This window comes from Streptomyces sp. NPDC007917, assembly GCF_042959105.1.
GTDB lineage: Bacteria > Actinomycetota > Actinomycetes > Streptomycetales > Streptomycetaceae > Streptomyces.
On sequence record NZ_JBIBKK010000004.1, the window covers coordinates 129,307 to 142,161 of the forward strand.

Here is a 12,855-nt window from a genome sequence, read left to right on the forward strand (position 1 = left end):
GACTCTTTCACGGCTCCTGCCTGCCCGTCACCCCGCCCGAAGCTTGGGACGTCATGCACATTCGCGATCTTCCATATCCCGACCCCGGCCTGCCCGACGTCCGATCAGGACCCCGCTTCCTGTGGTGGCTGGGCAGAAACCAACTCGGCGGGCAGGTGAAGGCGGCGCTGTGGGGTCTGCTGCACATGGCCGCCCTGGTGTCCTTCCCCGTGGCCATCGGCTTCGGCGTCCAGGCGGTCGTCGACGGCTCCGGCGGGCGGCTGGCGCTGGCCGGCGGGCTGATGGCCGGCCTGACCGCGGTCACCGCGCTCGGGGACACCATGCTGCACCGGGCGGCGGTCACCAACTGGATCACGGCAGCGGCCCGGGTGCAGCAGCTCCTCGCGCGCAAGGCGGCCGAGCTGGGTTCGACACTGACGCGGCGGGTGGCGGCGGGCGAGGTGGTGGCCGTCTCCACCGGCGATGTGGAGAAGATCGGCTGGTTCGTGGAGGCGCTGTCCCGCTTCACGGCGGCCGCCATCACCACCGTCGGGGTGTGCGTGGCCCTGATCGTCTATCAGCCGGCCCTGGGGGTGGTGGTGGCCCTCGGCGTGCCCGCACTGGCGCTGGCGGTCTTCCCGCTGCTGCCCCGGGCCACACGGCGCGCGGACGAGCAGCGGGAGAAGGCCGGCCGGGCGACCGAGCTGGCCTCGGACACCGTGGCGGGGCTGAGGGTACTGCGCGGCATCGGGGGCGAGGAGCTGTTCCTCGACCGCTACCGGCAGGCCTCACAGGAGGTGCGGACGGCCGCGGTGCGCAGCGCCCGCATGTGGGCGCTGATCGCCGCGGTACAGATCGCCCTGCCGGGGCTGCTGCTGATCGGGGTCGTCTGGTACGGGGCGACGCTGGCCCGGGAGGGGCGGATCTCGGTGGGCGAGCTGGTGACCGTCTACAGCGCGGTGACCTTCCTGCTCTTCCCCTTGAGGAACTTCGAGGAGATCGCGATGGCCTACTCCTTCTCCCGGCCTTCGGCGCGCCGCGCCGCCCGGGTGCTGGGGCTGCGGCGTTCCCCGTCGGGCGCCGAGGGCCCCGGCGCGGGCGCGGCGGGAGACCGGAGCGGGGAGGCGTTCGGCGGCGATCTGTACGACCCGGCGAGCGGGGTGCTCGCACCCGCCGGGCAGCTGACGGCAGTGGTGTGCGGCGACCCCGACCTGGCCGGACGGCTGGCCGACCGGCTCGGCGGACACGCTCCGGACGACGACGAGGACGACAAGGACGACAAGGACAAGGCCGGCGGCGGCGCGGCGGAGCCGGCGCCGGGGCGGACGCCGTCGGCGCTGCTTGGTGACGTTCCGCTGGACGGGGTGCCGCTGGCCGCCGCCCGCCGGGCCGTGCTGGTCCAGGACAAGGACCCGGTACTGCTGTCGGGCACGCTGGCCGAGCTGCTCGATGTGCCCCGCTCGGGGGCGGTCACGGTGGCGGAGGCGCTGGAGGCGGCGCAGTGCGGCGATGTGCTGGACGCGCTCGCGCAGGCGTCGGAGGACGGCTCGGGCGCGGCTGACCCGCTGCGCGCGCGGATCACCGAGCGCGGCCGCTCCCTGTCGGGCGGCCAGCGGCAGCGGCTGGCGCTGGCCCGCTCGCTGGTGACCGACCCCGAGGTGCTGGTGCTCGACGAGCCGACGTCCGCAGTGGACTCGCACACCGAGGCGCGGATCGCGCAGGGTCTGCGGCGGCTGCGGACGGGGCGGACCACCGTCGTCTTCACCTCGAGCCCGCTGCTGCTGGACCGGGCCGACCGCGTGGTGTTCGTGCGGAACGGCAAGGCGGCCGCCGCGGGGCCGCACCGCGAGCTGCTGAGCACCGAGTACGCGTACCGCGCGGTGGTCACACGCGAACCGGAGGAGCCGGATGAGGCAGACCTGGACACGGACCAGGACAGGGACAGGGACGGGCACGAGAGCGCGCAGCACGGTGCCGCGGGGACCGGGGCAGCGGGGCGGATCGGGAAGATCGGAGAGTCGGCATGATCGGAGTGGCCCCACCGGCCTATGACCCCGCGGCACCGGAGTCGGCGACGACACTGCCGGTCGGCACCCCCGCCACCGTGCGGGACTACGTCCGCGAGCTGCTGCGGCGCCACCGGACGGCCTTCGCCGTGCTGATGGCCGTGAACGCGACCGCCGTAATCGCCTCCATGGTCGGCCCGCAGCTGCTGGGCGGCCTGGTCGAGGACCTCGCGGCGGGCGAGCGTGAGCTCCATATCGGACGGGCCGTCGCGCTGTTCGCGGTGGCGCTCGCGGTGCAGACCGCGTTCGTCCGGATGGTGCGGCTGCGCGGCGCGGTGCTGGGCGAGAGGATGCTGGCGGACCTGCGCGAGGACTTCCTCGTACGGTCGGTGGGCCTGCCGCCGAGCGTGCTGGAGCGGGCCGGGACCGGTGATCTGCTGTCCCGGATCACCACCGACGTCGACCGGCTGGCCAACGCGATGCGCGAGGCGGTGCCCCAGCTGGCCATCGGGGTGGTGTGGACCGGGCTGCTGCTCGGCGCGCTGACCGTGACGGCCCCGCCGCTGGGGCTGGCGGTGCTGATCGCGCTCCCGGTGCTGGTGATCGGCTGCCGCTGGTACTTCCGCCGGGCGCCGAGCGCCTACCGCTCGGAGGCGGCCGGATACGCGGCGGTGGCCTCGTCCCTCACCGAGACGGTGGACGCCGGACGGACCATCGAGGCGCAGCGGCTGGGTGACCGGCGGATCGCCCTGTCCGAGCGCCGGATCCGCGAATGGACCGCGTGGGAGCGGTACACGCTCTGGCTGCGCAGCGTGCTCTTCCCCGTGATCAATGTGACGTACTCGCTGATCACCGGGTCGGTCCTGATGATCGGCGGCGCCTTTGTGCTGCACGGCTGGATGACGGTCGGCGAGCTGACGACGGGGGCGCTGCTGGCCCAGATGCTGGTGGAGCCGGTCGGGCTGATCCTGCGCTGGTACGACGAGCTGCAGGTGGCACAGGTGTCGCTGGCCCGGCTGGTGGGGGTGCGGGAGATCGAGCCGGAATCCGCCGACGACACGGTGGCGCCCGGCGGCCGGGAGGTGCGCGCGGACGAGGTGCGGTTCGGATACCGGGCGGACAGCGATGTGCTGCACGGGGTGACGATGCGGGTCCGGCCGGGGACGCGGCTGGCCCTGGTCGGGCCGTCCGGCGCGGGCAAGTCCACCCTGGGCCGGCTGATCGCCGGGATCTACGCGCCCCGGAAGGGGACGGTGACGCTGGGCGACGCGGAGCTGGCCCGGATGCCGGCGGAGCGAGTGCGCGAGCATGTGGCGCTGGTCAACCAGGAGCACCATGTCTTCGTGGGGTCGCTGCGCGACAATCTGCTGCTGGCGCGCACCTCCGCGCGGGACACCGAGCTGTGGGCGGCGCTGAGCGCGGTGGACGCCGACGGCTGGGCGCGGGCGCTGGAGGACGGCCTGGACACCGAGGTCGGCTCGGGCGGCCTGGCGCTGACGCCGGCGCAGGCCCAGCAGATCGCCCTGGCCAGGCTGGTCCTGGCCGATCCGCACACACTCGTCCTGGACGAGGCCACCTCGCTGCTCGACCCACGGGCGGCGCGGCACCTGGAGCGGTCCCTGGGCCGGGTGCTGAAGGGCCGGACGGTGGTCGCCATCGCCCACCGGCTGCACACCGCGCATGACGCGGACCTGATCGCGGTGGTGGAGCAGGGCCGGATCAGCGAGCTGGGAAGCCACGACGAACTCGTCGCGGCGGACGGCGCCTACGCTGCGCTGTGGCGCTCCTGGCACCAGTGACGACCGCCCCGGCGGCGCGGCTCACACCGCGCCGCCGGGGCACGGGTCAGATGATGCCGAGGGCGCCGAGGCCGCTCAGGCCGCCCACCACCATGAAGGCCGGCATCAGCACCTTCAACTCGACCCAGCTGCCCGCCCGGAACCGCATCGCCTTCGGGGGGCCGACCGGGTACCACCGCTTGCGGCCTATCGGTATGGGCCACAGGATCGGGCAGCCGGAGACGGTGAGCGCGTCCCCGATGTCGTGCACCAGGGCCCCCAGAACGATCGGCAGGCCGAGCCACAGATACTCCTGGCCCGGCTCGGTGAACAGCCAGCCGGCGCCGTTGCCCGGCTTGTGCAGCACATCGGCGAGGATCCAGGCGCTGGTGGCGCCGAGCAGCCACACCAGCACATCGCTGGAGACCCGCGCCATGCGCCACAGCAGCCCCTCGACGGCCAGCACCATATGGACGAAGAGGATCGCGAGCACCGCCCAGCGGCCGCCGACCATCGCGAGCGCCGAGGCGCCCGCGCCGATCAGCACCGCCCACAGCCAGGTGTGGGTGAGGGTGCGGTGGCCGCCCGAGCGGCGTGGGTCGCCCTGTTTCTTGGTCGCCTTGTAGACCGCGTGCGAGAGCTTGTCGATCACCTCGCACAGGCCCCGGGAGACCGGTCCGAACGCGCGGGATATCGTCGCGGCCTTGTGGTCGAGATCGGGGGCGAGCGCCGCCCCGGCGCAGATCAGAGCGCCGACGACCAGCACCGGCCAGGGCATCTCATGGCCCGCCGCCGCGGCCGCCGCACCCACCCCCAGCCAGGCCGCCGCCCCGGACAGCGAATGCGCCGGTCCCATCATGGTCTTTACCCCGCCCCTGTTCGTGCCCGCGTCTGCGCGGGAGTCGGTCTCTGTAGGAAGTACTGCAGGGCTCGGTGCGCCCCTGCGGCCCACTCGCCGGGCACAGCCTAGCGGCGAACGATCTTCGTCCCGGCAGCCGGTTCCCGACCGGCGCGGAAAAGCAGGCAGTATAGGGGCGTGACTCTTATCGATCAGCTGCCGAGCGACGCCGACCCCGACGCCCTTTTCGAGGCGTTCTCCACATGGGTCGAGGAGCGGGGCATCTCGCTCTACCCCGCCCAGGAGGAAGCGCTGATCGAGGTGGTGTCCGGGTCCAACGTCATCCTGTCCACCCCCACCGGCTCGGGCAAGAGCCTGGTGGCGGCGGGCGCCCACTTCGCCGCCCTCGCCCGCGACGAGGTCACCTTCTACACCGCGCCGATCAAGGCTCTCGTCTCGGAGAAGTTCTTCGAGCTGTGCAAGCTCTTCGGCACCGAGAACGTCGGGATGCTCACGGGCGACGCCTCGGTCAACGCGGACGCGCCGGTGATCTGCTGCACGGCCGAGGTGCTGGCGTCCATCGCCCTGCGGGACGGCAAGGACGCCGACATCGGGCAGGTGGTCATGGATGAGTTCCACTTCTACGCGGAACCGGACCGCGGCTGGGCGTGGCAGATCCCGCTGCTCGAGCTGCCCCAAGCCCAGTTCGTGCTGATGTCGGCGACGCTCGGCGATGTGACTCGGTTCGAGGAGGACCTGACCCGGCGCACCGGACGGCCCACCTCGGTGGTGCGGTCCGCGACCCGGCCCGTGCCGCTGAGCTATGAGTACCGCACCACACCGCTGACCGAGACGCTGACCGAGCTGCTGGAGACCCGGCAGGCGCCCGTCTACATCGTGCACTTCACCCAGGCGGCCGCGGTGGAGCGGGCCCAGGCCCTGATGAGCATCAACATGTGCTCGCGGGCGGAGAAGGACGAGATCGCGGCGCTCATCGGGAACTTCCGGTTCACCACCAAGTTCGGCCGGAACCTCTCCCGCTATGTGCGGCACGGTATCGGGGTGCACCACGCCGGGATGCTGCCGAAGTACCGGCGACTGGTGGAGAAGCTGGCGCAGGCCGGGCTGCTGAAGGTCATCTGCGGTACGGACACCTTGGGCGTGGGCGTCAACGTGCCCATCCGCACGGTCCTGTTCACCGCGCTGACGAAGTACGACGGCCAGCGGGTGCGGACGCTGCGGGCCAGGGAGTTCCACCAGATCGCCGGCCGCGCCGGGCGGGCCGGGTTCGACACCGCGGGCTTTGTCGTGGCGCAGGCGCCCGAGCACGTCATCGAGAACGAGAAGGCGCTGGCGAAGGCCGGGGACGATCCGAAGAAGCGGCGCAAGGTGGTGCGCAAGAAGGCGCCCGAGGGGTTCGTCAACTGGGGGCAGAACACCTTCGAGAAGCTCATCGCCTCCGAACCCGAGCCGCTCACCTCTCGGTTCAGGGTCACCCATGCGATGCTGCTGTCGGTCATCGCCCGGCCGGGCAACCCCTTCGAGGGGATGCGACGCCTCCTCGAGGACAACCACGAGCCGCGCAAGAACCAGCTGCGCCATATCCGCCGGGCCATCGCGATCTACCGCTCGCTGCTGGACGGGGGCGTGGTGGAGCAGTTGAAGGAGCCCGATGCCGAGGGGCGGACCGTACGGCTGACGGTGGATCTGCAGCAGGACTTCGCGCTGAACCAGCCGCTGTCCACCTTCGCGCTGGCCGCCTTCGAGCTCCTGGACCCCGAGTCCCCCTCCTATGCCCTGGACATGGTCTCGGTCGTCGAGTCGACCCTGGACGATCCACGGCAGATCCTGGCGGCGCAGCAGAACAAGGCCCGCGGCGAGGCGGTGGCCGCGATGAAGGCGGACGGCGTCGAGTACGAGGAGCGCATGGAGCGGCTCCAGGACGTCTCGTACCCCAAGCCGCTTGAGGAACTGCTCTTCCACGCCTACGGCCTCTACCGCAAGAGCCATCCGTGGGTCGGCGACCATCCGCTGTCGCCCAAGTCGGTGATCCGCGACATGTACGAACGCGCGATGACGTTCACCGAGTTCACCTCGTTCTACGACCTGGCACGGACCGAGGGCATCGTGCTGCGCTACCTGGCCAGCGCCTACAAGGCCCTGGACCACACCGTGCCGGACGATCTGAAGTCCGATGAGTTCCAGGACATCATCGCCTGGCTCGGCGAGATGGTGCGGCAGGTCGACTCCAGCCTGCTGGACGAGTGGGAACAGCTGGCGAACCCCGAGGAGGAGTCCGCGGAGGAGGCTCAGGAGCGCGCCGACCAGGTCCGCCCGGTCACCGCGAACGCGCGCGCCTTCCGCGTCCTGGTGCGCAACGCGATGTTCCGCCGGGTCGAGCTGGCCGCGCTGGACAAGGTGGCCGAGCTCGGCGAGATGGACGCGGACTCCGGCTGGGACGAGGACGCCTGGGCGACGGCCATGGACGCCTACTGGGAGGAGTACGACGACCTGGGCACCGGCCCGCAGGCGCGCGGCCCGAAGCTGCTGCAGATCGAGGAGCAGCCCGAGCACGGGCTGTGGCGGGTGCGGCAGACCTTCGACGACCCGAACGGGGACCACGACTGGGGCATCTCGGCGGAGGTCGACCTGACGGCCTCCGACGAGGAGGGCCGGGCGGTGGTGCGGATCACCGAGGTCGGGCAGTTGTAGCCTCCCAGGCATCACGGCCCCGGAACGGGCGGGTCCCGCGCAAGCGGGGCCCGGCCTCGCGGCGAGCACCACCAGTGAAGGAGCACCACCGATGACCAATCCCGCCGAGCGGCTGGTCGATCTGCTGGACCTGGAGCAGATCGAGCTGAACATCTTCCGTGGCCTCAGCCCCGACGAGTCGCTGCAGCGGGTGTTCGGCGGGCAGGTGGCCGGGCAGGCGCTGGTGGCAGCGGGACGGACCACCGACGGACAGCGCCCGGTGCATTCGCTCCACGCGTACTTCCTGCGCCCGGGGCGGCCGGGAGTGCCGATCGTGTACCAGGTGGAGCGCGTCCGCGACGGTCGCTCCTTCACCACGCGCCGGGTCGTCGCCGTCCAGCAGGGTCGGACGATCTTCAATCTGACGGCCTCCTTCCATCTTCCCGAGCCGGGCATCGAACAGCAGTTGCCGATGCCCGAGGTGCCTGAGCCGGAGAGCCTGCCGAAGCTCGCCGACGAGATCCGCGAGCATCTCGGGGCGCTCCCCGAGTCGCTCGAGAGAATGGCGCGCCGTCAGCCCTTCGACATCCGGTATGTGGAGCGGCTGCGCTGGACGCCCCAGGAACTGGAGGGCGCCGAGCCGCGCAGCGCCGTATGGATGCGGGCGGTCGGCCCCCTCGGCGACGACCCGCTCGTGCACACGTGCGCGCTCACCTACGCGAGCGACATGATGCTGCTGGACGCGGTGCGGGTACCGGTGGAGCCGCTGTGGGGCCGCCGCGGCTTCGACATGGCCTCGCTGGACCACGCCATGTGGTTCCACCGGCCTTTCCGCACCGATGAGTGGTTCCTCTACGACCAGGAGTCGCCGATCGCCACCGGCGGGCGCGGCCTGGCCCGCGGACGGATCTACGACCGGGCCGGCCGGCTCCTCGTCTCCGTGGTGCAGGAAGGGCTCTTCCGCCCCCTGTAGGGAGCCGCGCGGCCCACCGCCGCGCTCCGGCGCCCGCGGACGAGGCGGTGCCAGAGCGGGAGCCCTCGAGGCCGCGCCGGCGGCGGGGCGGGCTCGCTGCCCGGCGGCTCCGCCACCTCGGTCGGCAGCTGAACGGGCGGTGGCGGTGGGATGGGCCGCGCCTGACGGGCGTCCCGCACACAGGTGTCCAGCGCGGCGCGGCAGCGCCGGATCTCGGCGGGATCGTCCGCCGTCACCAGGGCGGCGGTCACCTCCGCGGCGGGGCCGGTCCCGGCGGCGGGCACCGGGGCGAGCCGGGGCATCAGCTCACGCAGACGCGACCGCTCGGCCGGGTCGGTGACCACCGCGTCCAACTCGGCGGGGGCCAGCACCGCGGCCCACACCGCGGCCCGCTCCCAGGGGTCGTCGGTCCGGGCGAGCAACTGCTCGATACGGCGGCGGCGCCATCTGGCGGCCCGCTGGTCCTCCCCCGCGCCGAGTGTGGCGCGCAGCCCGGCCGGGATGCGTCCGGTCAACAGGGCGGGCTCCCGCTCGGCGAACACGCCGAGCTCCGCGGCCGGATACAGCCACACCACGGCCCGGTACCGGTTGACATAGAACCGGACGGGGGTGAAGAAGCCGCCGCGCGCCAGGCGGGTGAACCGGCCCTGGCTGATGCCCAGCAGCTCGGCTCCCTCGGCCGTGCCCACCACGCGCAGCCGGGCGCGCAGCGCGCTCGGGAAGCCCTCGGCGGCCGTGAGCCGAAGCAGCTCCGCGCGCGCCACGCGGCGGCCCATGGCGCCCACGGCAACGGTGCGCACCTCGCCGAGCTGCACCGCCAGCTCGAACTCTCCGCGCTTGAGGCCCAGCTCCCTGGCGGCCCTGTCGAACGCGACGGTCTCCTCGGCGCCGTCCGGCACCGGCGGCACCGGACTCCCGCTCGGCTTCTGACGCACTGTCGGAGGCGACTCTTGAAGAGTTTGAAGCGACTTCTGAAGTGCCTTCTGGCGGTCCCCCACTACCACGACGGTCCTCCCCCGCGACTGGTCGATCACTGACAGTGACGACTGTAGCCGCTGAGCGAGACCGCCCGTCAGGCCTGTGGATAACTTCCGCTCACAGCCCGCTGGGCGCGCCGCTCTCCTGTCTGGCCTCGACGCCCAGGTGCTCCCCCACCCTGTTGACCAGCAGCGTCATCTCGTACGCGACCTGACCGACGTCGGCGTCCGCCCCGCTGAGCACGCACAGGCAGCTCCCGTCCCCGGCGGCCGTCACAAACAGCACGCCCTCCTCGAATTCGACCATCGTCTGCCGCACCCGCCCCGTGCGGAAGTGGAGCCCGGACCCCTTGGCCAGGCTGTGTAACCCCGAGGCGACGGCGGCGAGATGTTCGGCATCCTGCCGGACGAGCGTGGAGCTGGCGCCCGTCACCAGCCCGTCGTTCGAGAGCACCAAGGCGTGCCGTATCTCTGCGATCCGCTCGGTCAGATCGTCCAGCAGCCAATCGAGCCCTTTGCTGAGTGCCATACCGTTCCTCCCCGTCCGGCCAACCACCACAGCTGCCGGGCCAGCCTTTCTCACTGCCGCTCTCCGGGCAACCCGGCCCGCCTGTCGGCGCGCCGATGTGCGCCGCTTGACACAAGATGGAGACATGGCACGGAAAATGACCAAGGATCAGTGGCAGAAGTTCGTCTCGGAGGGCACCCACACGGCGAAGTTGTCGACCGTGCGGGCCGACGGCAGCCCGCACATCGCGCCCGTGTGGTTCCTGCTCGACGGCGACGACATCGTCTTCAACACCGGCGAGGACACCGTCAAAGGCCGCAACATGGCCCGCGACGGGCGGGTCAGCCTCTGCGTGGACGACCACCGGCCCCCGTTCTCGTTCGTCACTCTGCAAGGGCGCGCCGAGCTGAGCGACCGGCTGGAGGAGGTCCGCGACTGGGCGACCAGGATCGCGGCGCGGTACATGGGCGAGGACCTGGCCGAGCAGTACGGCGCCCGCAACGGCGTCCCGGGCGAGCTGCTGGTGAGGGTCCGCGTCGAGAAAGTCGTCGCTCTCGCCGACATCGCCGACTAACTGGATTCGGCCGAAACCCATCGCTCTCCGACGGGCCTTCAAGCGACTCAGCGCTGATAGAGGCCGACCAGCATGCCGCTCGCGAGCTGGCTGCGGTCGACGGCGCGGTGCACCTCGTCTGCCGAGGGCTCGTCGGGGAGGACCAGCGGTTCGGGAAGGGCGTACAGCCGGAAGAAGTAGCGGTGCGCCTGATCGCCCGCGGGCGGGTGGGGCCCGCCCCAGCCCTCCTGGTGGTATCCGTTGGTGCGCGGCACACCGCCCACGGGCGTCTGCCCGACGCCCACCCCACCGCTGGAAGGGGCGATACCGGTGACCAGCCAGTGGACGAACGATCCGGAAGGGGCGTCCGGATCCTCGCACAGCAGGGCCAGCTCGGCCGTGCCGGCCGGGACGCCGGACCAGGTCAGCGGCGGTGAGAGGTCCTCCCCGTCCTTTGTGTACCGGCGGGGAATCCGGTCGTGGTCGTCGAACGCGGCGCTGTTGAGCTCGATTCCAGCCATGAGCAGCCGAGTACCCTCGCTGAGGGCGGCCAAGCGGCCGGCCGCCCTCAGCCGCTCGCGGCCCGCACGGGCGTCAGGGGCGTCACGGACTTCATGGACTTCATGGACGTCGACGTCACAGCGGTCACGGCCGCATGACGATCTTTATCGCGCCCTCCTCCTTGCGCTGGAACATCTCGTAAGCGCGGGGCGCCTCCTCCAGCGGCAGGTGATGGGTGGCGAACCCGTCGACCCCCAGCGGGTCCTGGTCGGTCAGGAAGGGCAGGATGTCGTCGGTCCAGCGACGGACGTTCGCCTGTCCCATGCGCAGCTGGATCTGCTTGTCGAACATGGTCAGCAGGGGAAGCGGGTCGGCCATGCCGCCGTAGACCCCGATGAGGGAGACGGTTCCGCCGCGCCGTACCAGCGCGATGGCCAGCCGCAGCGCCGCCAGCCGGTCCACCCCGGCCTTCGCCGTGAGCTTGGCGGCCCACTCGCGGGGCAGGAATCCGGTGGCCCGCTGGGCCGTCTTTCCGAGGGGGCTGCCATGGGCCTCGGTGCCCACCGCGTCGATGACCGCGTCCGGGCCCCGGCCGTCGGTGGCCGAGTGGATGGCGTCGACGAGGTCTTCCTGACTGCCGTACGCCCTGAGGTCGTGTACCTCCACGCCGTCGTCCCGAGCCCGCTCCAGCCGCTCGGGCACCAGGTCCACGCCGATCACCCGGCCGGCTCCCCGGGCCTTCGCGATGCGGCAGGCCATGGCCCCGATGGGGCCGAGGCCGAGCACGGCCAGCGTACCCTCCGGCGGCACATCCGCGTACGCGACGGCCTGCCACGCGGTGGGGAGAACATCGGAGAGATAGAGGAAACGGTCGTCCGGCGGCCCTTCGGGCACCTTGATCGGGCCGTACTGGGCCTGCGGGACCCGCAGATACTCGGCCTGGCCGCCGGGCACCGCGCCGTACAGCTTGGTGTAGCCGAACAGCTCTGCGCCCATGCCGTGCTCGATGACCTGGGTGGTCTCGCACTGGGTGGGCAGGCCCGAGCGGCACATCCAGCAGTGGCCGCACGCGATCTGGAACGGCACGACCACCCGGTCACCGGGGCGCAGCCCGGTCACATCGGCTCCGGTCTCCTCGACGATCCCTATCGGCTCGTGGCCGAGGATGTCGCCGGGGGTCATGAAGGGGGTGAGCACCTCGTACAGATGAAGGTCGGAGCCGCACAGTCCGCTGGACGTGACCCGAATGATCGCGTCCGTCGGCTCCTTGAGGATGGGGTCGGGAACCGTCTCCACCCGCACGTCCCGCCTGCCCTGCCAGGTGACCGCTCGCATCGCCACGTCCCTTCAGCATCGGTTTCCGAAGGACGTCCCGGGTACCCCGCGGTCTTGGAGTGAAGCGCGGGGGCGTGGCGCCGGCGCAGTGGCATGAGCCGGTCAGGCGGGGGCTGCCGGGGCCTCCGGGAGGCGCGGGTGGGCGCGCAGATACTCTGCGACGCGCTCGACGAGCCGGGCCGTCTCGGAGGCGATCAGCGCCGGGTCGGCAGTGGCCGCGCTCAGGACGGCCAGGTACGAGCCCTCGCCCGCCGCCACGACGAACAGGTTGCCGGCTTCCGTCTCCACCATGGTCTGGCGCGCCGCACCGCGCGCCCGTCGGCGCGCCGATACGACGGCGAGGCCGTGGAAGCCGGAGGCGAGGGCGGCCAGCTGCTCGGCGTCACGGCGGCCCAGCCCGCGGGACGCGCTCACCGCCGCTCCGTCACCGGACAGCACGACGGCGTGTCGTACACCCCCGACGCGGACCACCAGATCGTCCAGAAGGCAGTCGAGGCCGTCCGGGAAGCGGGCGGCGATTCTGCGGTGCTCGGTCATGGCCCTCTCCTTCTGTCGGGAGCTGTCCCATGGCCCACGGACGCTAGCCGGGAGGGGGCGCACACAGGGGGCGCATTCGGAAGATGCTGGAATTTGACAGGGACAGATGACAGAACGATCGATCGATGCCCGAACGTGCACACTATTCGGGGTTCTCGCTCAGCGTTTCCCCCAGCTCC

At 71.9% G+C, this 12,855-nt stretch carries 11 protein-coding genes; 5 read left to right on the forward strand and 6 right to left on the reverse strand.

Annotated elements, in window-relative coordinates; all coding sequences use genetic code 11:
• Positions 1–53 precede the first annotated feature (53 nt).
• Together ACFZDL_RS09080 and ACFZDL_RS09085 are read left to right on the forward strand one after the other, a co-directional pair.
• Positions 54–2,006, forward strand: coding sequence for an ABC transporter ATP-binding protein (locus ACFZDL_RS09080; protein ID WP_353589885.1), 1,953 nt, complete (start codon positions 54–56; stop codon positions 2,004–2,006).
• On the forward strand, positions 2,003–3,784 hold the full coding sequence (locus ACFZDL_RS09085) for an ABC transporter ATP-binding protein (RefSeq protein ID WP_353589886.1): 1,782 nt from the start codon (positions 2,003–2,005) through the stop codon (positions 3,782–3,784). The genes ACFZDL_RS09080 and ACFZDL_RS09085 overlap by 4 nt, the downstream gene beginning before the upstream one ends.
• A 46-nt stretch (positions 3,785–3,830) precedes the next feature.
• Here the strand turns inward: ACFZDL_RS09085 and ACFZDL_RS09090 are convergent, their stop codons facing one another.
• Positions 3,831–4,622 carry a metal-dependent hydrolase gene (locus tag ACFZDL_RS09090; RefSeq protein WP_353589887.1) on the reverse strand — a complete coding sequence of 264 codons (792 nt, stop codon included), beginning with the start codon at positions 4,620–4,622 and terminating at the stop codon, positions 3,831–3,833.
• Positions 4,623–4,799: 177 nt separating this feature from the next.
• On the opposite strand from ACFZDL_RS09090, the gene ACFZDL_RS09095 reads away from it, so the two are divergent.
• Positions 4,800–7,313 carry a DUF3516 domain-containing protein gene (locus tag ACFZDL_RS09095; protein ID WP_353589888.1) on the forward strand — a complete coding sequence of 838 codons (2,514 nt, stop codon included), beginning with the start codon at positions 4,800–4,802 and terminating at the stop codon, positions 7,311–7,313.
• Between the two features lie 91 nt (positions 7,314–7,404).
• Positions 7,405–8,265: an acyl-CoA thioesterase II gene (locus ACFZDL_RS09100; RefSeq protein ID WP_353589889.1), complete on the forward strand. Its 861-nt coding sequence runs from the start codon at positions 7,405–7,407 to the stop codon at positions 8,263–8,265.
• On the opposite strand, the gene ACFZDL_RS09105 is transcribed toward ACFZDL_RS09100, so the two are convergent.
• The gene (locus ACFZDL_RS09105; RefSeq protein WP_353589890.1) at positions 8,202–9,173 is read right to left on the reverse strand and encodes a DUF6397 family protein; all 972 of its coding nucleotides are present in this window, start codon (positions 9,171–9,173) and stop codon (positions 8,202–8,204) included. The two genes, ACFZDL_RS09100 and ACFZDL_RS09105, sit on opposite strands and share 64 nt — an antisense overlap.
• A gap of 187 nt (positions 9,174–9,360) precedes the next feature.
• Entirely contained in the window at positions 9,361–9,771 is a 411-nt protein-coding gene (locus ACFZDL_RS09110) for a roadblock/LC7 domain-containing protein (protein WP_353589891.1), read from the reverse strand.
• 124 nt (positions 9,772–9,895) lie between these two features.
• Between ACFZDL_RS09110 and ACFZDL_RS09115 the strand changes: the two genes are divergently transcribed.
• Entirely contained in the window at positions 9,896–10,324 is a 429-nt protein-coding gene (locus tag ACFZDL_RS09115) for a PPOX class F420-dependent oxidoreductase (RefSeq protein WP_353589892.1), read from the forward strand.
• Between the two features lie 47 nt (positions 10,325–10,371).
• Here the strand turns inward: ACFZDL_RS09115 and ACFZDL_RS09120 are convergent, their stop codons facing one another.
• The 3 genes from ACFZDL_RS09120 to ACFZDL_RS09130 all read right to left on the reverse strand — a co-directional run bounded on the left by ACFZDL_RS09120 (position 10,372) and on the right by ACFZDL_RS09130 (position 12,676).
• Positions 10,372–10,824, reverse strand: a complete 453-nt coding sequence (locus tag ACFZDL_RS09120; protein ID WP_353589893.1) for a YbhB/YbcL family Raf kinase inhibitor-like protein — start codon at positions 10,822–10,824, stop codon at positions 10,372–10,374.
• A 124-nt stretch (positions 10,825–10,948) separates the two neighbouring features.
• Positions 10,949–12,139: a zinc-dependent alcohol dehydrogenase gene (locus tag ACFZDL_RS09125; RefSeq protein ID WP_353589894.1), complete on the reverse strand. Its 1,191-nt coding sequence runs from the start codon at positions 12,137–12,139 to the stop codon at positions 10,949–10,951.
• 102 nt (positions 12,140–12,241) lie between these two features.
• Entirely contained in the window at positions 12,242–12,676 is a 435-nt protein-coding gene (locus ACFZDL_RS09130; protein WP_353589895.1) for a roadblock/LC7 domain-containing protein, read from the reverse strand.
• Positions 12,677–12,855: the final 179 nt, after the last annotated feature.